General features: G+C 62.5%; 18 protein-coding genes and 2 pseudogenes. 4 read left to right on the forward strand and 16 right to left on the reverse strand.

What is annotated here, in order from left to right; all coding sequences use genetic code 11:
• Window positions 1-681: 681 nt before the first annotated feature.
• The 7 genes from EJ079_RS24895 to EJ079_RS24925 form a co-directional block, all read right to left on the reverse strand.
• Entirely contained in the window at window positions 682-1497 is an 816-nt protein-coding gene (locus EJ079_RS24895; protein ID WP_164873850.1) for a transporter substrate-binding domain-containing protein, read from the reverse strand.
• 38 nt (window positions 1498-1535) lie between these two features.
• Window positions 1536-2195, reverse strand: coding sequence for an amino acid ABC transporter permease (locus EJ079_RS24900; RefSeq protein ID WP_127327393.1), 660 nt, complete (start codon window positions 2193-2195; stop codon window positions 1536-1538).
• Window positions 2192-2836 (reverse strand): amino acid ABC transporter permease, encoded by a 645-nt coding sequence (locus EJ079_RS24905; protein ID WP_127270812.1) that lies wholly within the window; start codon window positions 2834-2836, stop codon window positions 2192-2194. Before EJ079_RS24905 ends, EJ079_RS24900 begins: the two co-directional genes overlap by 4 nt.
• Window positions 2833-3552: an amino acid ABC transporter ATP-binding protein gene (locus tag EJ079_RS24910; protein ID WP_281040138.1), complete on the reverse strand. Its 720-nt coding sequence runs from the start codon at window positions 3550-3552 to the stop codon at window positions 2833-2835. Before EJ079_RS24910 ends, EJ079_RS24905 begins: the two co-directional genes overlap by 4 nt.
• A gap of 81 nt (window positions 3553-3633) precedes the next feature.
• On the reverse strand, window positions 3634-4803 hold the full coding sequence (locus EJ079_RS24915; protein ID WP_127810432.1) for an FAD-binding oxidoreductase: 1170 nt from the start codon (window positions 4801-4803) through the stop codon (window positions 3634-3636).
• 61 nt (window positions 4804-4864) lie between these two features.
• Window positions 4865-6145, reverse strand: a complete 1281-nt coding sequence (locus EJ079_RS24920; RefSeq protein WP_245481729.1) for an aspartate aminotransferase family protein — start codon at window positions 6143-6145, stop codon at window positions 4865-4867.
• 104 nt (window positions 6146-6249) lie between these two features.
• On the reverse strand, window positions 6250-7797 hold the full coding sequence (locus EJ079_RS24925) for an aldehyde dehydrogenase family protein (protein ID WP_127810433.1): 1548 nt from the start codon (window positions 7795-7797) through the stop codon (window positions 6250-6252).
• Between the two features lie 289 nt (window positions 7798-8086).
• Between EJ079_RS24925 and EJ079_RS24930 the strand changes: the two genes are divergently transcribed.
• A complete protein-coding gene (locus EJ079_RS24930) occupies window positions 8087-8923 on the forward strand; it encodes an IclR family transcriptional regulator (RefSeq protein ID WP_256746366.1) in 837 nt (278 codons plus the stop codon).
• A gap of 529 nt (window positions 8924-9452) precedes the next feature.
• On the opposite strand, the gene EJ079_RS24935 is transcribed toward EJ079_RS24930, so the two are convergent.
• From EJ079_RS24935 to EJ079_RS24965, 7 genes are read right to left on the reverse strand one after another with little or no spacing between them, the layout of a single operon-like run.
• The gene (locus EJ079_RS24935; protein WP_127810434.1) at window positions 9453-10343 is read right to left on the reverse strand and encodes a hydroxymethylglutaryl-CoA lyase; all 891 of its coding nucleotides are present in this window, start codon (window positions 10341-10343) and stop codon (window positions 9453-9455) included.
• Window positions 10327-11841 (reverse strand): sugar ABC transporter ATP-binding protein, encoded by a 1515-nt coding sequence (locus tag EJ079_RS24940; protein WP_127810435.1) that lies wholly within the window; start codon window positions 11839-11841, stop codon window positions 10327-10329. The genes EJ079_RS24935 and EJ079_RS24940 overlap by 17 nt, the downstream gene beginning before the upstream one ends.
• Complete coding sequence (locus EJ079_RS24945) at window positions 11834-12940, reverse strand: strictosidine synthase (protein ID WP_127810436.1); 1107 nt, start codon at window positions 12938-12940, stop codon at window positions 11834-11836. Before EJ079_RS24945 ends, EJ079_RS24940 begins: the two co-directional genes overlap by 8 nt.
• Window positions 12940-15054, reverse strand: a complete 2115-nt coding sequence (locus tag EJ079_RS24950; protein WP_127810437.1) for an SMP-30/gluconolactonase/LRE family protein — start codon at window positions 15052-15054, stop codon at window positions 12940-12942. Before EJ079_RS24950 ends, EJ079_RS24945 begins: the two co-directional genes overlap by 1 nt.
• A gap of 13 nt (window positions 15055-15067) precedes the next feature.
• Window positions 15068-16084, reverse strand: coding sequence for a sugar ABC transporter substrate-binding protein (locus EJ079_RS24955; protein WP_164873851.1), 1017 nt, complete (start codon window positions 16082-16084; stop codon window positions 15068-15070).
• A gap of 37 nt (window positions 16085-16121) precedes the next feature.
• Window positions 16122-17129, reverse strand: coding sequence for an ABC transporter permease (locus tag EJ079_RS24960; RefSeq protein ID WP_127270346.1), 1008 nt, complete (start codon window positions 17127-17129; stop codon window positions 16122-16124).
• A gap of 3 nt (window positions 17130-17132) precedes the next feature.
• Window positions 17133-18452, reverse strand: a complete 1320-nt coding sequence (locus EJ079_RS24965) for a hydroxymethylglutaryl-CoA reductase, degradative (RefSeq protein WP_127811398.1) — start codon at window positions 18450-18452, stop codon at window positions 17133-17135.
• A 142-nt stretch (window positions 18453-18594) separates the two neighbouring features.
• Between EJ079_RS24965 and EJ079_RS24970 the strand changes: the two genes are divergently transcribed.
• The gene (locus EJ079_RS24970; RefSeq protein WP_127380140.1) at window positions 18595-19971 is read left to right on the forward strand and encodes a PLP-dependent aminotransferase family protein; all 1377 of its coding nucleotides are present in this window, start codon (window positions 18595-18597) and stop codon (window positions 19969-19971) included.
• 28 nt (window positions 19972-19999) lie between these two features.
• On the opposite strand, the pseudogene EJ079_RS24975 reads toward EJ079_RS24970, so the two are convergent.
• Window positions 20000-20119: pseudogene (locus EJ079_RS24975) on the reverse strand (DUF736 family protein); the annotation flags it as partial.
• A 329-nt stretch (window positions 20120-20448) separates the two neighbouring features.
• Here EJ079_RS24975 and EJ079_RS24980 point away from each other — a divergent pair.
• Window positions 20449-20730, forward strand: coding sequence for an HU family DNA-binding protein (locus tag EJ079_RS24980; RefSeq protein ID WP_095089546.1), 282 nt, complete (start codon window positions 20449-20451; stop codon window positions 20728-20730).
• Window positions 20731-20902: 172 nt separating this feature from the next.
• Window positions 20903-21007: pseudogene (locus EJ079_RS24985) on the forward strand (transposase domain-containing protein); the annotation flags it as partial.
• Between the two features lie 168 nt (window positions 21008-21175).
• Here the strand turns inward: EJ079_RS24985 and EJ079_RS24990 are convergent.
• Window positions 21176-23158 (reverse strand): BTAD domain-containing putative transcriptional regulator, encoded by a 1983-nt coding sequence (locus tag EJ079_RS24990; protein ID WP_127810439.1) that lies wholly within the window; start codon window positions 23156-23158, stop codon window positions 21176-21178.
• Between the last annotated feature and the right edge of the window lie 47 nt (window positions 23159-23205).

A 23205-nucleotide genomic window follows, 5' to 3' on the forward strand; every position in this document is an offset into this window, starting at 1 on the left:
GCGTGAAGAGTGGATGGGACGGCGAACTTAGCCACGGTTGGCGCGAGCAACGGCCAGCACGAAGCCCGAACAGCAGACTTCCGCCGGTGCGCCAGCGCCGCAGTCAAGCTTGCGCAATAAGTTTTCGCGCTCTTCGTCACTACCGGCGACAATCTTCTCTCGGAAGGCCGCAAGACTTGCGTTGGCGAAGCTCGTCAAAGCAGGCGCTGCCCTAGGAGCAAACTTCAAATGCCAGATCGTGTTCTCCTCGAAACCTCCCGCGCCCCACAGATGCGATCATGCACACTGCGCGTTGATAGAAGCTCTATAGCCAAGGTGCGAGCCAGCGGCACTGCTCTGCACAGCAGGAACGGGCGTAAAAGCGAGGGAAGCTCCTCGCCTTGGATGAGGTCGGCGAGCTGACAGTCGCCAGTGTCTCGCGCTGAAGCCAATCGACCAGCACTGCCACGTCCCATTCGTCAGGCTGGATCCTGCGGTTCAATCGACATCTGGTCGCCCGGCGAGGCCATGATCCTGCCGGCGTCCGAATTGATGTAGGCATCGGGGGCGACGTAGTCGACGGCAGGCATTTAGCACACGCTCGGATCGCAGCCGCGCAGCAAACGTCCAGGCCGCCCGCCTCGCTCGGTTTTCTTCCTAAAAACGGGAGGCACAGGCGGAGCGGCCATTCATACCAGCGGCTTACTCGATGACGCGGGCGTCACCGACATCTGCGGCTGACGGATCCAGCCCGTAAGCCTTGAGCGCTTCCGCGATCGCGCCATCCTTGCGGTAAGCTTCTAGGGACGTGTCAACGGCCTTCGCAAGATCCTCGTTGCTCTTGTCCAGCAGGAAGGCGGTCTGCGACGGGTTCTTGGTCGCATCGATGCGCGGATCTTGTTTCAGCACATTTACCTTATAATTCTGTCCTTCGTTCTGAATGACAGCGGAGCCGAAGCCGTCGAGCGCCGCCTCAATACGACCGGCATGAAGGTCCTGCGCGAGGTTCAGCGACGACGGGTAGGTCTTGGAGCCTTCGTATAGCTTCTCCATGTCCTGGACCCACAAGTATCCTTCAACGGTGCCGACCTTCTTGCCCAGCAGACCATCGACAGTATCAATGCCGTTGGTCGAGGTGACGGACAGTTGGTCGAGATAGACCGGCGTAGACAGAGCGACGACCTTGGCGCGGGCGGCGGTACGATAGAAGCCGCCAAGCGCGATGTCCGCGCGCCGCGACTGAACTGCGGAAACCGCGCCTGGATATGTGAAGATCTCATAAGCGATCTCCAGGCAGTTCTCCTTGGCAAAACGCTTCACGAGATCGCCGTCGATACCCGCGATGCCGCTGTCTTTTTCGAGCGAATACGGAGCGGTGTTGGTAAGCGCGACTGTGAGTTTGCCCGCTGACACGGTTTCGAAAACGTGCTGCGGCTTGCAATCCTGTGCGGACGCGACGCTGGCACCCAAGGCCGTAGCAATGGCCGCGGCCGAGATAATCTTACTCCAATTTTTCACTGTGCTCTCCTCTGACATTGATGGTTTTTGATTGCAGGTCAGCCGAGATGGCTGCCCAGCCTACGTTCGGTGTACGAGACCAGCCACCCGAATGGGACGGTGATGGCGAGATAGAACAGGCCCGCCAAGATCAGGACATCGAGGTAGAGGTAGGTGGCCGCACCCACGCGATAGGCGCGCGCCAGAAGTTCGGGGATGGCGATCGTGTATGTAAGGGCCGTCGCCTGGAAGATGAGAATGGCAAAGCCCATCAGTGCGGGTATTGCGAACAGGATTCCTTGGGGGATCACTACGAAGCGCAGGATGTCCCGGCGGGTCATGCCGAGCGCCCAGCCCGCCTCGATCTCACAATGCGGAACCGCGTTCAGACCGGCGCGAAGGATCTCGCTGGTGTAGGCGCCTGTCGTTAGCGCCAACGCAATCACGCCAGAGGTGAAGGCACTTACGGTCATCCCGGAAGCAGGCAATCCATAGTAGACCATCTGCAGGACGACGAGTGCAGGCGCACCACGCCCGATCTCGACCAATACCACCGCGAAATAGCGGACGAGCCTGTTTCCAGAGGAAGAGGCAAGCGCAAGAACGAGGCCGGTAGGCAATCCGAACAGCAGCGCCAGGCCCGCCAACTGAAGACTGACAATAGCTCCTTGGAAAAGCTGGGGCGACCAGTCCAGCCAGTTAGCCAGCATCTCGCTCATTTCGCTTGCCCTCTTGAGCGCAGCCGCCCGTCCACGGCGCGTGCCAACACGACAACGGGTATGGACAGCACGATGTAGAGAAGCGCCGCGAAAATGAACGGCGCGAAGCTGCCGCCGCCGCCTTGAGCCTGCTGCGATGCATACATCATCACGTCGCGGACACCGATCGTGGAGGCCACGGTCGTGTCTTTGAGCAGGCTAACAAGGAAGGTCGCCATGGGTGGAACCGAGACGCGCAGGACCTGCGGCGCCAGGATATAGCGCAGCGTATCCAGGCGCGACATACCGAGCGCCGTGGACGCCTCCCGCTGGCCCTTCGAGAGGGCCAGGAAGCCACCCCTATAGATTTCGGCGAGATAGGCCGTTGATACCAACCCCATGCCCAGGATGGCAGCCTGATATGAACTGAGAACGATCACTCCGCTGCCCAATCCGAAGAAAATAATGAACAGCCAGACGATCGGCGGGATTCCTCGGACAACGTCGATGTATAGGCGCGCCGGCGCGCTTAGCAGAAGCAACCGGGAACGTCGCATCAGCACCAGCGGCATGGCTGCGATGGCCCCGACTCCGAAAGCGCCGAAGGTCACCAGCAGCGTGGCCGGAACGCCTCTGAGCAGTGAAACCAGCAGGTCGATCATCTGCGATCGACCACGGCACGGAAGAACTGCCGCGTGCGGGGCGAGGACGGATTGCGGATCACGGCATCAGGCGGACCCTGCTCGATGATCTCTCCATTAGCCATGACGATTACGCGGTCGGCGACGTCTGCGGCAAAGGCGATCTCGTGCGTGACGATGATCATTGTCATGCCTTCCTGGGCGAGCTCGCGCATCACGGCCAACACCTCAAGCCCGAGTTCGGGATCCAGGGCGCTCGTGGCTTCGTCGAAGAGCATCACCTTGGGGTCAAGAGCCAGGGCGCGTGCGATCGCGATACGCTGCTGCTGGCCACCCGACAGGCGCGCCGGATAGGCTTGCGCCTTGTCCGTAAGGTGTACGCGTTCGAGCAATTGGGCGGTGCGCGCGTCCGCCTGCTCCTTGGTGCGCCCCAGAACCCGCATCTGCGGCAGCGAAATGTTGCGCTGCACGGTCATGTGCGGAAACAGGTTGAAGGACTGGAAAACCATCCCGGTGGAACGTCGGAGACTCAGCAGCTCTCCGGCGGACAGATTGCGGTCGACCGAAAACCGGATGGCACCCACTTCAAGGGTGCCGGATGACGGCTGTTCGAGCATGTTGATCGCACGCAGCAGCGTGCTCTTTCCCGCGCCGCTGGGTCCGACGATCGCCACGACCTCGCCGCGCGTGATGTCGAGCGAGACGTTCTTCACGGCGTGATGGCCGCCATAGATCACGTTGATGTTCTTGATGCGTACGATATTTTCTGCCTCGGGCATGGCTTCTTTGTCCTTGCGCTAACGCCGGTGTCCCACTGGTCAAGCCGCCGCAGTATGTGTGCCCGGAACGTTTCTTTCCGGAGTTGGAGCGAGACTTTCGGTGCCTGGGATCGATGCGGGAGAGCCCTTGAGCACCCAGTCTGCGACGATCAGCCCAATCACCGGCGCAAGCTGAATCCCGTAGCCGCCCGCACCGGCCGCGGTGATCAGACCGGGCTCCGACTGATCGACTGGTCCGACATAGGGACGGTGGTCGGCGGTGACAGGGTAGAGGCCTGCCCAACCCCGGCCGAGCCGGGCGCCCGGCAGATCAGGCAGGCGTTCGATCAGCATCTCGGCCAGCATGACCTTGGACCCTTCCTCGCACTGCTCGTTGTAGTTGTCCGGATCTTCGGGCGACGGCGAACTTACCTTGTGTATCTCGGCGATGAGCTCGCTCGCTTTCTCGTGCCGAAAGTTGAGTCCGGTGCCCTGCCCGTTCACCAGATCCATGACCATCGGCATTGTGTACGGGAGCGGCGCGTCCAAGTGGATTGTCAGCGCCTCGTGGCGCTCGGGGTGGATGTGTAGCGTCTGTCCGAGCATCTCGGCAACGCGTGGCGCCCAGGCGCCTGCCGCATTCACGACGAAGTCGCAGCCGATCGGCCCTTTGCTGGTGTCCAACCGATAGCCACCGGATGTCCGCGCGGCACCAAGCAGCTTGCGGAACTGGAAAACCTCGGAGCCGAGCTTCTTCACCTGTTGCGCCAGCAGCGTGCACATTTCGTGGGGATCGAGGAAGCCGTCGTCCGGCCCGAAGATGCCGCCTTCGAGCCCATCTGAACTCAAGTGCGGCACGAGTTGCTGAAGCTCGTTCGCCTGGTAGACCCTGGATCTGAAGCCGGCATCGCGCTGGATCTCCACCGAGCGCGCGAACAGTTCCATCTGCTCGGAGGTGCGCGCCAGACGCAGGTAGCCGATAGGGCTGAAGCCGAGACCGAGGCGCTCTTGCCACCGGCGGACGCGCTGCACCGATTGCATGCGCAGCTGTATCTCGAACGGATCCGTGAGCTGTGTCCCAACGACCCCGACCGAGCGGCCGCTGGATCCTGACGCAATGGATCGTGCGTCGATGACGGTGACGCGAGCGCCCTGTTCCGCGAGCGCGTGCGCAGAACACATACCGAGGGTACCCGCACCGATGACGACGACGTGAGGAGAAGCTGTCATGTGACTTCCATCTGTTGCTGCTCGTCCCGTGCCGGATGGATCCGGCGCTGGACGCGCTACGTCATTGCTTCGGAGCGATTGCTGCGAGGGCGCCGTCGATTGCGGAAAGGATCTCGCGTGCGTCTTCCTCGGTCATGGAGGTGGAAAGCGCGAAGAGTCCGTAACTCGCCGAAAGCACGCCGCGGTCGAGCAGACCCTTGTGGAACAGGTCGAGCTTCATGCGTTCGGACGCACCCGGATAGACTGACCGGTAATCCGTGATCGGCAACGCCGTGAAATGAACTTTGAAGAGCGAGCCGAGACCGACGCACTGCCCGTTGAGACCATGGCGAGCAAGCGAGGCCGTGATGCCCTCGCGAAGCAGGCTGCCGATAGCGTCCAGATGCGCGAAGCTAGCCGGGGTCAACGCGCGCATCGCCGCCAGACCGGCTCGCATCGTCACCGGGTTCGCGGTGAAGGTGCCGCCATGCGGCAATGCAGGCTTGCCTCGTGTTGGATCGAACACCGCCATCACGTCGGCGCGGCCGCCGACGGCGCCGACCGGGAATCCTCCGCCGATGATCTTGCCGAGAGCCGTCAGATCGGGCGTGATGCTCCACAGGCCCTGCGCCCCCGAATAGCCAAGGCGGAGCGAGATCACCTCGTCGAGGATCACCAGCGAGCCGGCGGCATGAGCGATCTCGACCATCGCGTCGAGATAATCCTTTCGCGCGGGAATAAGTCCGGCGCGGTTCGGCATCGGGTCGATCAGAACACCCGCTATCGTGTCGCCATGCGCGTCGAAGACGGCACGCAGCGCCTCCGTATCGTTGAACGGCACCGCGATGACATCATCGAGAACTCCCTTCGGCGTGCCTTTCGCGTATGCAGTTGAGGCAGGCATGTCGCCCCAGTTGGCGGGCGAACTGTCCAGGCTGACTTCCGCGAAGTCGTAGGAGCCATGGTAGGCACCTTCGATCTTGACGATCTTCGACCGCTCGGTGAACGCCCGAGCCGCCTTGATCGCCATCATGACGCCTTCCGTGCCGGAGTTGGCGAAGCGAACCTGCTCGACTGACGGAAGGCGCTCCACCAACAGTTCAGCAAGATCAAGTTCGCTCTCGGTGGGCGCTCCGAAAGCCGATCCGCGGGGCATCTGGTCCACCACCGCGGCCGTGACGGCGGGATGGCCGTAGCCATGGATCATGGCCGTGAAATTGTTGATGCAGTCGTAGTAGACGTTTCCATCGACGTCCCAGACGCGGCAGCCCTCGCCGCGCTGGGCATAGATCGGAAACGGGTCGATGAAGACCGTTGTCCGGGTGTTTCCTCCCGGCATGACCTTGCGGGCCCGTTCGAACATCTCGCGGGACTTCGGCATTGAATCTGGATAGTGGCGCATAATCTTGTAAACCGATGAAGGAGACAGCCTTGGATGGCCGCGACGAAGGGCGCGACCTCTTTCGATCACTTGGTCATGATCGTGTGGCTCTGCTCGCGCAGGTACTGTGGCAGGAACCAGGAGCCGAGACCGCCCTTGCCGCTGACCCCGGTGCCCTTCCAGCCGCAGAATGGCTGCGCGCCTGGCCATGCACCCGTCGTTGCGCCGCTCGCACGGTTGGCATAGAGAACCCCCGCTTCGGCGGTGTCGAGGAAGTGACGCAACTCTTTTTGGTCGTTGGTAAAGATGCCGGCCGACAATCCGTAGGCGATGTCGTTGCCCTCTTCGATCGCGGCATCGAGACTATCAAAACCGCGGACGACCACGAAAGGCATGAAGAGTTCGTCGCGGGTCAGCCGGCCCGGACCATCAAGTTCGACGACCGTCGGCAGGACGTAGTTGTTCGCAAATCCCTGGCCCAGGGCGGCGCCCCCAAAATGCACCTTGCCTTTGCCCTCGACTTCCGACAGCGCTGCCTGGAAACCGCCGACTGTGGCGTCGCCATAGACAGGGCCCATAAAGGTCTCGGCCTTACGAGGATCTCCGACCACCAGCTTTCCAGCGAACGCTACCAGTTTCTCGATGAATTCCGCCTTGACCTTCTCGTCGACATACACGACCGAGCATGCGGAGCACTTCTGGCCTTGCAGGCCAAAAGCGGAGCGCGCCACCCCCTGCGCCGCGCGGTCGAGGTCGGCCTTGCTCGTCACGTAGGCGGGGTTCTTGCCACCCATTTCGGCGATGACGGGCTTCATGTGGGGCAGCGTTGCCATATGACGGAAGATGCTCATGCCGGTCTTATGGGAGCCGGTGAATGCAACGCCGTCGATGCCGTTGTCGGTGGCAAGAAGGCGCCCCACCTCTCCATCGCCAAGCACGATGTTGAAAACACCTTCGGGCAAGCCCGCTTTGCGAAGCGTTTCGGCAATCAGCAGTCCGGTCAGCGCGCAACCCGGCGACGGCTTGTAGACCACCGCATTGCCTGTCAACAGCGCACCCGTGACCATGCCGATCGACAAGGCGAGCGGAAAGTTGAAAGGAGCGATGACCGCGAAGACGCCATAGGGCTTCATGACGCTCGTAGCAGTCTCGTTTTCGACCAACACGTTCATGGGCCGGACGAACCCGTTGTTCGCCTTCATCTCCGATGCGTAGTACTCGACCATGTCGAGGCATTCCTCGGCTTCGCCGACTGCCTCGATGCGGGACTTTCCGATCTCGTAGAGCGCCGCCAAACCGAGGTCATATTTCCGCTCCGCCAGTGCCTCTCGCCAGCGGGCGCCGAATGCAAGGCGATCGTCCAGAGTCGAACGGTTCCAGGTCTTCGCGCCGGCCCGGGCTGCCTGGATCGCGGACTTGACGTCTGACGGGGTTGAAACCGGGAACTTGCCGAGAGAGATCTTCTTGTCGATAGGGCTCAGGATCTCTTTCCGAGCGCCAGTCGCAAACGGCGTCGACCACTCGCGACCCAGTGTGTTCTTCTCGAAATCCGGGATCATTGCATCGAGGTGAGCGTGAACAGGGGAAAAATCCACCCCGATGTTCGAGTAGGTCACACGCGGGAGTTCAGCCATTTCAAGTTCCTCCGAAAATCGGTATTTATCCCGATAATCAGGATTTGGCTTGCGAGTCAATCGAGGGGACCATAAAATGGAAATAATACCGAATTTCGGTATTATTCGTGAGGAGATTTCGGGTTCGGGTTACCTGGCGGAGCCCGACAGTCGAGGGCGTGCGGCCTTCGGCTATTCTACGGAGCCCCTCGGACTCGACGCGCGGCGGGATAACGAGAGACCGACCTTGCCCCTCATGTCTGTTTTGAACGATAACCTTCTTGCAGTCGCAATTGTCAGATCGGCGTAGGTGCCCTTGAATACGAAATCGAAGAAGCCGAGCGCCAAGGACAGTCCCCTCGAGCGCTACATCTCGATCATGGAAACGGTCGCGCCGTTCGAGCATGGCTTGACGGCGATCGAGCTCGAAACGACGCTTGGACTGCCCAAAACCACGATCAACAGGCTGCTGCATGCCTTGATCGAAAGCGGGATGATCACCGCCGAGAGCGTTCGCAATCGGACATACCGCCTCGGCGATCGCTTGCTGCAGCTGCTACAGATGTCTCCGGATAGCGGCTGGCTGACGACGCTCGCGCAGCGACCGCTTCAGGATTTGGCCGACCGCACCGGCCAGTCGGCGTTCCTGTCGAAGTTCGACGGTACCGAGGTGCGCTCGGTCACCTGCGTCGCGCCCGACACTCCGGTCCGGACCTATGTCATGCCGGGTATGGCCATGCCTGTAAATGCGACCGCTTCGGCCAAGGCGATCCTTGCGTTTCATCCGCAGGAGACCGTGAACAGGATCCTGGCGACCGAGCTGCGCAGCTATACCGATCGGACTAAAACGAAGATCGCGGAGTTGACCAGGGAATTGGCGGAGGTTCGGCAGCAGGGCTATGCCATGGACCTGGCCGAGCATGTTCCGGGCTTAGGCTCGATCGCATTTCCGATAAGGCCGACGAGCGGTGAGGTGATGTACGCGGTGGGACTTACGGGACCCTACGGTCAGATCATAGAGCAAAACTTCAAGCAGCATTGCTCGGCGCTCGCGGAAGCCGCCCAGCGCATGGCGAAGCTGGCGCAGATGCACGCCTACAACGGATCGGCTATGGCCGCAAAGAGTGCTGCAGCGGATCAGCGATAGGTCGGTGCTTGAGAGGCCGGTCACTCGCGCGAAGAGATGTTGCGTGTTGAACCGAGAATGTAGTTCGCGAATGGTCTCGACGGAGGTGCGAGTGCTTATGGGACAAATTGTCACTTAGATTCGGTATTGGGGAAAATTTGAGGAGGCATCGACTTCCTGACGGGGCTGAGGCGCGACGCAAAGTTCGAAAAGCTTCCAGGAAGCCCAGTCCGTCCCTGATTGTAGAACTGTACAAGGACCTCTTCGGGCCGAAAGCGATCAATCAGCCAATGCGGATCGACATGCAGAACCTGATGGGAACGATCGCCGACACTCTCCATTCGGTGTGAAGGCGATCGGGGCATTGGTACTGACGTTCACAACAAGGGCGGCACGCGCGCCAAAAATTCGATGCCTCGTCAAATTTTTCTAAGCCGAGCGGGCAGCCAAGGCAGCAATATATAGCTCGTGTCGCATTTTCCGAGACGCCAGCCCCGAAGATCGGGACGGCACTGATTTCAGGCAAACTTGCTGCGGGGTTGTCGTGGTTTTATGGCTCGGCGAAAAACTTACCCTCGGCAAGCATGGTTTCGATGCCGGCCAGCAATTCGCGATTTATGCCGGTGGAAATCCCTTTCGACGCAAGGTGCGCCACCAGCGCGCCGCTGCGAAGATTGCCGGCCGCACCGGGCGCGTAGGGACAGCCGCCTAGCCCGCCGGCAGCGGCATCGAACACCCTGAGCCCGAGGTCCCAGGCGGTATCGACGTTGGCGAGCGCCAGGCCGCCGGTGTCGTGGAAATGCCCGGCCAGCCGCGCAGCCTCTGCTTCTTCGAGGGTTGCCAGCACCATGGCATGCACGCGCTCGGGTGTCGCCCTGCCGATCGTGTCGGCAACGGCGATTTCGGCGCAGCCGAGATCGCGCAGGCGCGCGACAACTCTCGCGGCCGCGCCGGGTTCGATCGGGCCTTCATAGGGACAATCGACGGCACAGGAGACATAGCCCCGCACCGGCAAGGAATGCTCGGCGGCCAGCGCGATCACTGGCACAAAACGAGCCAGCCCTTCCTCGATGGTGCAATTGGTGTTTCGTTTCGAAAACGTCTCGGAGGCGCTGGTGAAGACCGCGAGTTCCTGCGCGCCGGCCGAGATCGCGGCCCGCGCACCTTGCTCGTTGGGCACCAGCGCGGACAGCATAAGCCCCGGACGCCGCACAGCGCGCCGCATGACCTCATCATGATCGGCCATCTGCGGCACCCATTTCGGCGAGACGAAAGCCGTCGCCTCGATGCGGGCGAAGCCGCAATCGGCCAGCATGCCGATCAGGCGCAGCTTCTGCCCGGTCGAGACCAGCCGCTTTTCGTTCTGCAGGCCGTCGCGCGGACCGACTTCGACGATCGTGGCCTGCCGATCCCCACCGGGCGATTCAATGGACGGCGGCATACATGATCTTTTCTTCGGAGGCCTCGTCGATGGTCATCTCCTCGACGATACGGCCCTGGCGCGCCACCAGGATGCGGTCCGACAGATTGAGGATTTCAGGCAGATAGGACGAAATAACGACGACGGCCGCGCCCGCATCGGCAAGCCGCTCGATAATCTGATGGATCTCGGCGATGGCGCCGACATCGACGCCGCGCGTCGGCTCGTCGAAGATGATCAGCGACGGCGCCTGGATTAGCGATTTGGCGATGACCACTTTCTGCTGATTGCCGCCGGAAAGCTCGACCACCCGAGCATTGGCGCCGATCGTGCGGACCTTCATCGTCTCGATCCATTCGGCCGATTGCCGGCGCGCTTCGCCAAGGCCGATTACCGAGACCGGGTTGGAGCCTTTGGCCAGCTTGCCGAGGAATACGTTCTGGGCGATGTCCATCGTGTCGAATAGGCCGTCGAGCTTGCGGTCCTCGGTGATATAGGCGACGCCGCGCCGCACGGCCTGCCGTGGCACGCGGAAGTGCACCACCTCGCCGCGCAGCGTGATGCGGCCACCATGGAAGAAGTCACGCTTCAAAACGCCCGCCGCGATCTTCATCATTTCGGTGCGGCCGGCACCGACCAGGCCGAACAGCCCGGTCACCTGGCCGGCAAAGACCGACAGCGTGGCGCTGCGCACCGCCTTACCCATCGAGACGTTCTCGAGCGCCAGCACCTTTTCGCCCGGGCGGCGCGCGACGCGTTTGGCGGCATCGTCGCCATAGAGCGCATCGGTCAGTTGCCGGCCAACCATCGCCTGGACGATTTTCTCGCGGGTGAGATCGCGCGCATCGTCGGTGACGATCAGCGCGCCGTCGCGCAGCACGCTGATGCGGTCGGCGATCGACAGCGCCTCTTCCAGCGCGTGTGAAATGAAGATGATGGAAGCGCCCTCGCCTTTCAGCCGCTCGACCAGGGCGAAGAAGTGCTGCTTTTCCTCCGGCGTCAGCGTCGCCGTCGGCTCGTCGAAGATGAAGATGCGGGCCTTGTGGTGAACCGCGCGGGCGATCTCGACCATCTGCTTCTTGGCGGCGCCGAGCGTCGACACCAGCGCGGTCGGCTCGACATGGAAGTTCAGCCGCTGCAGATGCTGCTGCGCCTTGATGTTGATGCCGCGCAACCGGTTGAAGAAGCTCTCCTCGCCGAGGAAGATGTTCTGGGCGACATTCATCGACGGGATGAGATTGGTTTCCTGGAACACCATGGCGATGCCGTGCTTCATGGCATCGGCGGGCGAGGAAAAGCCAACCGGTTTGCCGTCAATCAGCATCTCGCCCGACGTCAGCGGGTAGAGGCCGGCCAGCACCTTGGTCAACGTCGACTTCCCCGCACCGTTCTCGCCGAGCAGCGCATGGACCTCGCCTTGCCGCAGCGTGAAATCGACGTCGCGCACCGCCGCGTTGCCGGCGAACGCCTTGGTGGCCTTGCGGAACCGGACGATCTCGGCCGCGTGGGGATCAGCCATGCCGGGCTCCACCGGATGTCGCGCCGGGCAGGCGCAGCAGCGTGCCGGAGCCGCGCGAGGCGGCGTAGACGCTGCCGCCATGCTCACAGACGGAGGTGACGCCATGCATGCTGCCGTCGGCGCGGCTGTGCCAGCTTTCGCTGGGCCGGCCGCTGTCGTCGCAGCGCGCGACGAGGCCGTAGGAGCGCGATGGCGCCCACGGCTTCAGCACGCCCATCTGCCGGACCGAGCCCTGGCTCAGCGGCTGGTCCGGCCGCGCCGATCCGGCGAGTTCCGGCCCGATCCATTCGCCGGGATCGATCGTCGCCATCATCTCGCGGCGATAATCGTCCTCGCGCAGCACCAGTTCGAGAAGCTGGCGGCGCGGCGCGAACAGCGCCATCCAGAAGCCGCCATCGGAAGCGGGTGACAGGCGCGACGGATAGGCCGGCAGATTTTCCAGGATCGCCACCGGATGGGGGGATTTCGGATCAAGGGCGACGATACGATGGCGCCAGCTTTCGCTGATCGCCAGACGGCCGTTGCCGAGCATGACCGCGCCGTTGGGAAATGCCAATCCGGCTGCAAGCTCACGCTGGGAGCCGCTGTCCGGATCGATGGCGAGCACGACGCCGCTGCTGCCGCCCTCCATCAGATCGCGCTTCCAGTCGCGCGCCGGATGCTTGCGCGAGCCGACACACAGGTAGAGCGAGCCATCCACGGTAAAGAGCCCGGCGGTGAGGCAGGACGCCACGCCGCCTGGCAAGCCGATGCGCCTCCAGGTGCCCGGCTGCCCGATTTGCAGGCCCTCACCCTCGATGCCGACGGCAAGGCGGCCATCGGGCGCGGATGCGACAAAGCTGATCGGCGCCGCGAACTCCGCTATTGCTACCGCCGAAGCGCCCGCTCTCCCAAGGTCGATCCGGAAGAGCGTGTTGCCGCTGCTGCACAGCAGTCTCGCTGGCGACGCAACGAGATTGTCGATGGCGGGAAGCGACAGCAGCCGCTCCGCCTCTTCCAGACGGTTGTCCGGTTTGAAGACGCCGTCCATGGCCGGCACGCTGATGCCGGCATCATCAGCCGAAAACAGCCGGCGGACGAACGTGCCTAACCCCGCCATCAGCGCTTCCCCCAGTAATCGTCATGCGCCGTCCATTGCGGATCGGCGCCTTCGATGCGAACGCGGCCGATGCGGTTGTTGGAGACGCCGCCCAGATAGAGCCAGCCCTTGTGCTCGCAGGTCGAGGTGATCGAGGGATGGTTTTCGCCGGCCTCGTCCCACAACGCGTCGATGATCTCGCCGGTTTCCGACACGCGCAGCACGCAGCCGCGATTGATGTTGGGGAACAGCCATTCGTCGGCGGCGATCCGCTTGGCCATGCGGCGGCGAAAACCCGGCTTGCGCATGGCGAGATCGAAGGTTCTGGTGCGTATGCCGAGCAGCGCGATCCAGTAGGTTCCGTCGGAGCCGCGGTTGAGATTGTCGGGATAGCCTGGCAAATTGTCGAGGAAGATTTCACGCTTGCCCTTGTCCGGTCCGTCGAACCAGTAGCGGCTGATGCGGCACGCCCATGTCTCGGCAAAGAGCAGCGACTGGCCGTCGCGGCAAATGGTGACGCCGTTGGGAAAGATCAGGCCGCGCAATATGGTGCGGGTCGAGCCGGTCCTCGGATCGTGGCAGATCAGCCGGCCGTTGCCCCTGCCCTCCAGCGCATCGACCGCCCATTCAGACATTTCGTAGCGGATCGTCGCTTCGCTGAAGAAGATGCGCCCGTCCGGCGCGATGTCGAGATCGTCGGGAAGCCTCAGCCGCGAATCGTCGATCACCGACAGCAGGCTGCGATTGGTTTCGTCGGTGACCTTCGCCACCGTCCCGTCCGGCGAGACGCGGTAGACGCCCATGCCGCCGACGCAGGTGAGCAGGTCGCCATTCGGCGCGAAGGCCAGCCCCAGCGGATGACCGCCGATACGGGCGAAGACCTCGCTGCGCGCATAGTCGGGCGCGAGGAAACGGACGATCGTACCGTGCCGCGTACCGGTATAGAGATTGTCGTCGCGGTCGAGGACGACGTCCTCGGGACCTTCGACCGCGCCAAGCCCTATGAGCTCCGCCGCGCCAAGCCTGTCATTGACGGCAAGCACGTCGGTTCCGGTCGGCGGCGTCAAATTCGGCAGCTTCAGATAGGTCGGCGAGACATAGACTTTGCTCAACAGCTTGCCGCGGTTCTTCACCCATTTGGCGTCGAACAGCACGGCGGCGATCAGCACCAGACCGAGGATCAGCTGGTTGACCGAGCCGGGCATCGACAGGCGGATGAGGCCGCTGGTCAGGATCAGCACCAGGATGGAGCCGATCACCGCATTGCCGACCGAACCGCGGCCGCCACCCAGCGAAACGCCGCCAAGCACCACGGCGGTCAATACGGAAATCTCCAGCCCTATGCCGGTGTCGGCGCCGGTGCTGCCGAGCCGGGCGGAAAACAGAAAGGCAGCGATCGCGGTCAGCAGGCCCGATGCGACATAGGCGAGGCAAACCGTCAGCTTGACGTTGATGCCGGCATTGTAGGCGGAGCGGCGCGCACCGCCGACGGCGCGCAACCGCCATCCTGGCCTTAGCCTTGACAGGACGATATGCGCGCCAAGGGCGATGACGGCGAAAATGGCGAAGGAGACGGGCAGGCCGTAGAAGGTGCCGAAGCCGATCAGGTCCCAGGTCGGGGAGACCGGCATCGAGCCGACGATCGCGCTGGCAAGCCGGGGAAAGATGATGTCGTAGAGCGCCCGGTAGATGACCAGTGTCACCAGAGTGGTTATGAAGGCGCGCAGCCTGAGATAGCCGATCAGCACCCCGTTGAGCAGCCCGCAGACGAGGCCCGTGGCTAGCGTCGCGATCAATGCCACGCCGACCGGCAGGCCGGCAACGTTCATCGATACCAGGGCGGCAAGCACGCATAGCGCGAACATCGAGCCGACCGAGAGGTCGATGCCGCCCGAGAGGATGACGATGGTGAGCGCCAGTGCGATCAGGCCGAATTCCGACACCTGGCGGGCGAGATCGGTAAGGTTGCCGACCGAGAAATAGCCAGGGATGATCCACGTCATGACGAGGATCGTGACCACCAGCGCCAATGCCGGAATGACGTTGTCGATCCAGCTCTTGGTCAGCAATTCGCCGAACAGGCGGTCCGGCAAAAGCCGGTACCGCAGCCGTGAAAGCGCATCGCTGGTGGCCATAAGTCAGGATTCCCTACTTCAGATCGTCCAGCGTCCAGCAATTGCGCTGGTTGACGTTGGCCTTGGTGATCTGCGTCAGAGGATTGAAATAGAGCGTCTTGGTCTCGCCGGCGGTACCGTCGGAGAGCAGCAGCCTTGCGATCTCCGCATTCAGGATTTCGCCCTGCAGCGGCACGTTGTAGCTGATGTAGAGATTGAACAGGCCCTTCTCGACATTCTCGCAGCCGACCCTGTTGCCGCCGCCGCTTGTGACGAGGAAGACCTGGTCGCCCTTGCCGGCCTGCCGGATCGCAGACGCCGTGCCGGTGTCCTGATTGTCCCAGATGCCGATGGCGCCGCAAAGATCCGGATGCTGTTGCAGCACGGTCTCCATGATCGAGCGCGCCTTTTCCGGATTGTATTCGGTGGCCTGCTGCGAAACGACCTGGATGTCGGGATGCTGGTTCAAGACACGGTAGATGCCGTCGAGTTGGAACACGTCGGATGCCGCCGTCGGCACGCCGGTGTCGATAGCGACCTTGGTCGAAGCACCCTTGCCGGGGCTGCATTTGTCGACCACGGCCTGCGCCGCCTGTTCGCCGATCTCGGTCCAGTCGGCGCCGACATACGAATCGGTCTGGGTGTTCGATTCCAGGTTGATCTGCACAACTTTGATGCCGGCGGCCTGCGCCTGAGCCAGCAACCGGGCGTAGGACTGGATGTCGGGATTGTGCGCGACGATCAGGTCCGGCTTCTCGCTGATCAGCGACTGCAGCGCGCGGGTTCCCGCGTCGGTGCTCCAGGCGGGGTCGCGGATCTCGAAATCATACTTGAGGCGCTTGGCCTGCTGGCGCATCACCGCCGCCCAGCCTTCGGTCAGGTCGAAACCCATCGACAGCGGCAGGAAGACGACCTTCTTGCCTTCCAGCGTCTTGTGGAACGTCGTCGAGCGCGGATTTTCCAGGCCCTTGTCCTGGGCGCTGGCGGTGACGATACCGGCAAGCGCGATGCAGGCCGCGGCCAGCCACTTTGTCGTTTTCAGAAGTCGCATGGTTTCCTCCCATTGCATTTTGGCGTTGAAATTGGTGTCAGAGATCCCCTTGCTGGGACGTCTGCTCGTCGCGTGGGTTGACGAGCGAGTCGATGACGATGGCCAGAAGCAGGACCACGCCCTTGACCAGGTTCTGGATCGTGTAGGCGATGTTCATGATCGTCATGCCGTTGAGCAGGATGCCGACGAAGATCGTGCCCAGAATGACGTTGCGAACCTTGCCGTGGCCGCCATTCAGGCCGATGCCGCCCAACACGACGACCAGAAGGATGTCGTAGATCATCGTCGAATTGAAAAGCCGGGCGTTGATCGCCGACGCCGACGAGGCAAGCACCAGCCCGGCGCCGTAGGCGATCAGCGCGCTGATCGCATATTGCGCGACGATCATCGGCCGGTTGGAAATGCCGGTGATCCTGGCGGCGCCCGGATTGTTGCCCATGGCATAGGTCTGCCAGCCGAACCGCGTGCGGCTGAGCACCAGATGCAGCGCCAGGCAAAGCATGGCAAAGACCACCACCGTCACCGGGACGCCGAGGATGCGGCCCTGCCCGATCAGCGAGAACCATTCGGCGCCTGGCGGCACATTCTGCATCTCCAGCGTGAAGAAGAAGGTTCGGCCAAGGCCGTAGATGACGGAGCCGGCGGCAAGCGTCGCGAAGATCGGCGCGACCTCGCCGAAAGCGATCAGCATCCCGATCAGCACGCCGGCGACCACCGCGAACAGCGCGCCGATCAGCAGCGCGAATTCCAGCGAATAGCCCGAGCGGGCGATCACGAAGGCCCAGGACACCGACACCACCATCGTTGCGATCATCGAGACATCGATGCCCCTGGCGATGACGACCAGCGCCATTCCCAGCGCCAGGATGCCGAGAATCGAGACGCTTCTGATCAGGGCTAGGATGTTGCCGGGGCTGAAGAAGGACGGCAGCAGCAACGAGAACAGCACGAAGGCCAGCACCGCCAGCACCAGCACGATGCCTTCCTGGCTTTTGAGCAGGCTGGAAAGCCGAGCCTGATTTCCGCGTGCGGCTGCCTCGCTCACCGCTCAGGCCTCCTCTTTGCCCAGTCTGAGCAGGATTTCCCTGGCGCGATCGACGCGCACATCGTGATCCGCCGCAAGTTCCTTTGCCACCGCATCGATATTCGCGCCGCTCGCGCCCGCCACGATGGCTATGTTGCGGGCATGCAGCGCCATGTGTCCACGCTGGATGCCTTCGGTTGCCAGCGCCCTGAGCGCCGCCATGTTCTGCGCCAGCCCGACCGCGACGGTGACCTCGGCAAGCTCTTGCGCCGTGGTCACGCCGAGGAGTTTCAGCGCTGCGCGCGCGGCCGGGTGCGTCTTGGTGGCGCCGCCGACCATGCCCAGCGCCATCGGCATTTCCAGCGTCCCCACGAGGTTTCCGGCGGCGTCGATCTCCCAGCGGCTCAACGACGTATAACGGCCGCCGCGCGCCGCCCAGGCGTGGGCGCCGGCCTCGATCGCCCGCCAGTCGTTGCCGGTCGCGACGACGATTGGATCGATGCCGTTCATGATGCCCTTATTGTGCGTGGCCGCGCGGTAAGGATCGACGATCGCCAGCGAACAGGCCTCGACGATGCCGGCAACGATACGCTCGCCGGTGAACTCCTTCGTCGCCAGTGCCTTCGGCGTCAGCCGCACCCGCGCCCGCGCCAGCCTGAGGTCGGCCAGGTTGGAGAGGATGCGCAGCCGGACGGTGCCACCCGAAATGCGCTCGATCATCGGTGCGACTGCCTCGGCCATGGTATTGACCGTGTTGGCGCCCATCGCGTCGCGCACGTCGACGAGCAGATGCAGCACCACCATCGGTCCGACTTGCGTCTCCTCGAACACCTGCACTTCAATCTCGCGGCAGCCGCCGCCGAGGCCGATCAGCACCCGGTCCTTCTCGTTGGCGGCGGCGATGATCTGGTCGCGGGCGGACAGCAGCCTGGCGCGTGCGCCGTGCGGATCGGACAGACCGAGTATCTGCACCTGTGCCCGCATGATCGGTGCGGTGCTCGATGTCTCGAAGCCGCCGCAACCGCGGGCGATGCGCGCCATGTAGGAGGCGGCGGCGACCACCGACGGCTCTTCCACCGCCATCGGGATGAGGTAATCGCGACCGTTAATTGTGAAATTGGTGGCGACGCCGAGCGGAATCTCGAAAGTGCCGACCACATTCTCGATCATGCCGTTGGCGAGATCGAGCGGCAGGACGCCGCCGCGCAAGGCATCGCGATCCGCCTGCCCAAGACGAGCGGCGTCGCCGACCGTCGCCAGGCGATCGGCCGGCGACAGGTCGCGGAATTTCTCGATGCGGGAATTCAGCCGCGGCTCGACACCGCTGTCCTGGACAGCCACCATCACGATCGCCTCCCTGCGAATGCTTGTCGTTGAGGCAGCTATCGTTTAACTGATACCATCTATCAAGGTACAGCTACAGGAAACAGCGACAAACTGTACCAGTCCATATCAGGGCACGCAGCCCATCGGAGGATGTTCTGGGATGACGCGCGCCGAGGCCGTGGCGGCAGAGATCAGAAGGCGCATCGAGACCGGCTCGATTGCCGTCGGCGCCAAGCTTCCGTCGATACGCAAGGCCGCCGAGCAATTCGACGTTTCCAAGAACACCATCGTCGATGCCTATGACCGGCTGGTATCCGCGGGCATCGCGTTTTCGCGGCCCGGCGCCGGCTTCATGGTTGCCGAGCGTCGCCGGCAGACGCCGAGCGAGCGTCCCCGCCATGTCGCGGAAGCGGTCGACATCGCCTCGCTGCTCAATGCGCAGTTGGAGGAGAGCTTTTCGATCCGCGTCGGCGACGGGCGGCCGCCCGCCTCATGGATGGAGGAATCGGAAGTGCGGCGCCATCTCGGGCTGCTCGGCCGGCACCAGAGGTCCAGCAGCGACGGCTATGGTTCGGCGATGGGCCTGCCGGCGCTGCGCGAGCGCCTCGCCTTCGACCTCATGGAGCGCGAGGTGCAGGCGAGCCCGGACCAAATCCTGCTGACATTCGGCGCCAACCACGCACTGGACCTGATCATACGCCGCTTCCTCGTCGCCGGCGATACCGTGCTGGTCGACGACCCCGGCTATTACCCGCTTTTCGCCAAGCTGAAGCTGGCGCAGATCCGCATGATCGGCGTGAAGCGGACGCCGACCGGTCCGGACCTCGACGATCTCGCCGGCAAGGCCGAGCGCGAGCGTCCGAAGCTGTTCTTCACACAATCGCTTGCGCACAATCCAACCGGCAGCTCGACCAACCTGCCGACGGCTCACTCGATCCTGACGATCGCCGCGCGCTGCGACATGCTGGTGGTCGAGGACGACCCGTTCGTCGACCTGCCGACGGTCCGTGGCGTTGGCCTTGCGCCTCTCGACCAGTTGCGGAACGTCATCTGCGTGCGCACCTTTGCCAAGACGTTGTCGGCCAGCCTGCGCTGCGGCTATATCGCCGCGCGCCCCGACCTTATCGCTTCCCTTGCCGAGTTGAAGATGCTGACGACAGTCAACAGCTCAGGACACATTGAGCGGTTGATCCATGGATTGATCAGTGAAGGTCACTATCGGCGCCACCTCAAGCGTTTGGCGCAGCGTGTGCAGCAGGCCACCGAGACGGTCGTTCCCCGCCTTCAGAAGATGGGTCTTAAGCTCTTTGCCGAGCCGACAGGTGGATACTACGTCTATCTGGAACTTCCCGACTATGTCGATGACATCGCCCTCGCCCGGGAAGGCGCTCGCCAGGGGATTTTTATCGCACCTGGTACCGTGTTTTCGCCGGAGCGCCAACCTGCCAAGGCAGGCATCCGCGTCAACATCGCCTGGGCCTCGGATCCTCATTTTTTTGACTTCATGCTGGCAGAGCTTAGGCATCGGCGGACTTGAACATGACAAAGCCCCGCCTTGGCGGGGCTTAGTGCTTGACGGACCACTCCGCGGCGCGTCGTGACCAGATGAGCGAGAAGTCGCCCCCGGTGTCGGTCTCGGCCAAGCTCGCGTAGAGCGGAGCGGGGAAGTTGGGATCGTCGAGCTTGGGCAGCTCCGAAGGCCAATTGATTGCTGAGGGCAGCGGCTTCCAAGCCGCCAAATGCCGTGACGATTCCCGTCACACCCGATCCTCCACCGCATGGCCGAATGTGCAATTACGCCTCACACCGGCGAGGCATTGCTGGGAAAGGGTCGTCTACACGCCGGGCGTCTGATGCCGAGGTCATGCGCTGCGGGACTTTCGAGACAGAGTGGTGGAAATTCCCGGTTCGAGCGTTGGTTTGCACCGGATTCAGTTCCATGACCCGATGACAGTGTGGAATTTCCTGTGCCATAAGGCCAATCGGTTGAACCAATTCAGAAGGGATGGAAACGATGGCTGTAAACACGATCGATATTGCCGAACGCCTTGCAGACGCGCACGGCCTGTCGAAAACCCAAGCGAAATCCGTGGTCGAGGATGTGTTGAAGGGCATTGCGGAAGCCGCTGCCAAGGGCGAGGAAATCAGCCTCAATGGCTTCGGCAAGTTCAAGGTACAGAACAAACCAGCACGTGATGGCCGCAACCCGTCGACTGGAGCCACGATCAAGATCGCCGCATCGAAGAAGATCGTCTTCCAGCCGGCAAAGGCTCTCAAGGACTCGGTGAACGGCTGACCATTTTATGACGATACATCTCGTCTGATAGTAACGCGCCGTTCTGTTGGGCGATGGTGTCTCATGCCAAGATCATCAGTTTCTCATTGCTGCCGTTCTTAGGTCGGGGTCCCAAGCCGCGCCATTGGCGCGGCCGGAAAATTCTCCAACACCTATTTTATCACAATCTAATGTGAGCCTCGCAATCTGCAAACTCAATGACGTCGACCCACTCGGCTATCTCGCCGACGTGCTCACTAGGGTCTTCAACCGCCATCCGAACAGCCAGATAGACGGCCTGCTACCTTGGACCTATATCTGGGCGCTTGAGCTAAGGACGTGGCCTGAGAACACCGCTTACGATCCACACGTCCCGACCTCCTTCAGAAGCGCGCGCATCTCGACGGGAGTTGCACGACAGAAAGTTCGAAAACCTTCCAGGCACCCCAGGCAAACTGGACTGTGGCTAGGAACTGGGGAGGCCAGCCCTCGACAGCATCTCAAGGAACCGGGAATGGTGATGATCCTTCACATAGCGCGGCACAAAGCCAGGGCAGACATTGCTCAGATTGAGATGCGGAAGTTGTGACAGGCAATGGTGGATGGCCCGGGACGCTTCTTCGTTGTTTCCGGTGGCCGACGCGGTCGCGGCCCAGTAAAGGGCGCCGCGAACGAAGCCCGGCTTTGTCCTGACCACTTTGCGGGCAGCTTCGAGCGCCCGCTGGTTGTCTCCGCCAGCGAAGAGCGCCACAACCAGGCCGTGGTGGCGCCAGAAGTCGATCACATCGTGCGTTCCGAGCCGGATTGCTTCGTTGGCCTCGCGCACCGCTTCGTCGACCTGTCCGCGCAACGCAAAGAGCATCGAAATATCGCCGTGGCCAGTCGGGTAGCTTGGGTTGAGGCTGATCGCGTGGCGGCATTCGGCGATCGCCTCGTCGATACGACCGCAACTTTCGAGAGCGAACGACAAGATACATCGGGCAATTTCATCGTCCGGTACCGCCCGCACCGCGGCTTCCGCAAGCTCGACCGCACGCTCGATCACCCCTCGCTCCCGAGGCAGCGCACCAAACGCCACGCCCATGGATATTACGATCGAGAGCGTCCGCTTTGCACGGGCGTTGTCGGGACCAAGCGAGAAGGCCTTCTCGGCAAGCTCTATCCCGACCAGAAGTGAGTCCCGAGTCATCTCAAAATATTTCATGAGAGCTTCGTTGACCAGCCTGCGCACTTCAGGGGCACCCGGCGGGCTTTTGTCTCGAACCTTCCAGTTGGTCAGTTGAAGTTCGAGGATCACGGCAAGTACAACAGACTGTGCGATCCTGTCCTGGAATTCGAGCGCGTTCTCGGAGTGGCCGTCGAACTTCTGGGCCCAGACGTGGTGGCCGCCGGCGGCATCGACGAGCTGGACATTCACCCTCAACCCATTGCCGGATCTCTGGACGCTGCCGCTGAGCATATATCGCGCCCGGAGTATCCCTGGCGTCTTGGCTTCTTCGCCCGGACCGCTCTTTTCGGGCGGAAGCGCGGCGAGCACGACATAGTCGGCCACTTCGGAGAGGGCTGTCGTGATGTCCTGGACAAGTCCCTTGGCGAAAAAGTCGTCGCCTTGCTTTCCGGTCAGATTGACGAAGTCGGCAACGCTGATGGAGGGACGCCCAAGGCGCTGGCTGGCCGGAACACCACTTGTCGACTGCACATTTGAGGTGTCGTCGGCGGCAAGCAACAGAGATTGCCAAAGCGCCCGCGTTTCAGGGCCGGCTTCGACGCCGAACTCCTTCTTCAGCATGCTTCTGCAAGCTTCGTATGTCCTGATTGCCCTGTCGCGTTGGCCACATGCGAGCAGCAATTCCATCTTGAGCCGATAGGATTCTTCCCGTGTCGGTTCCATGGTCACAATACGATCGGCCAGGATCAGCCCGGCATCAGGGTCGACGAGACGGGCCAGTTTTTCGAAGGACTCAAGCGCGCGGCCGAGCAGCCTGTCGCGTTCCGATGTGATCCAGTCATCGAACGCATTGCTTCCCAGGTAAAGCCCGTCGAGGAAGGGCCCGGTGTAGTTCGCCAAGGCCTTCGCGAGGTCCTGGGCGGAACGTGCCGAGAGACCCGTTTCGAACTTCTCCACGTCGACTTGAACGGCCTCTGGCCTCAGGGCGATCAGCTCACCGCTGGAATGAATGAGATCCACCCCCTCTCGCGCCAGATCCTGGCGCAGGACACTGAGGGCTTGCCGAAGGCTGTTGCGCGAATGTTCGCCGTCGCTGTCGCCCCATAGGAGGTCAGCCAGCCTCTCCCGCGTCGCCGCCATGCCAGGACATCGGGCCAGATAGGCGATGATTGCCGGCCCTCGTTTCCCGGTCAGCCGAAGCGGACCGGCCGTTTCATTTTCAATCCGGAAACCGCCGAAGAGTGAGATTCTATTTGCAGCGCCCCTGTCCTCACTTTGCATTTGCTATCCCAGCCTGACGAAATCCTAACTCAAAACTAACGCTTCGC

This window comes from Mesorhizobium sp. M7A.F.Ce.TU.012.03.2.1, from assembly GCF_004006095.1.
Taxonomy (GTDB): domain Bacteria; phylum Pseudomonadota; class Alphaproteobacteria; order Rhizobiales; family Rhizobiaceae; genus Mesorhizobium.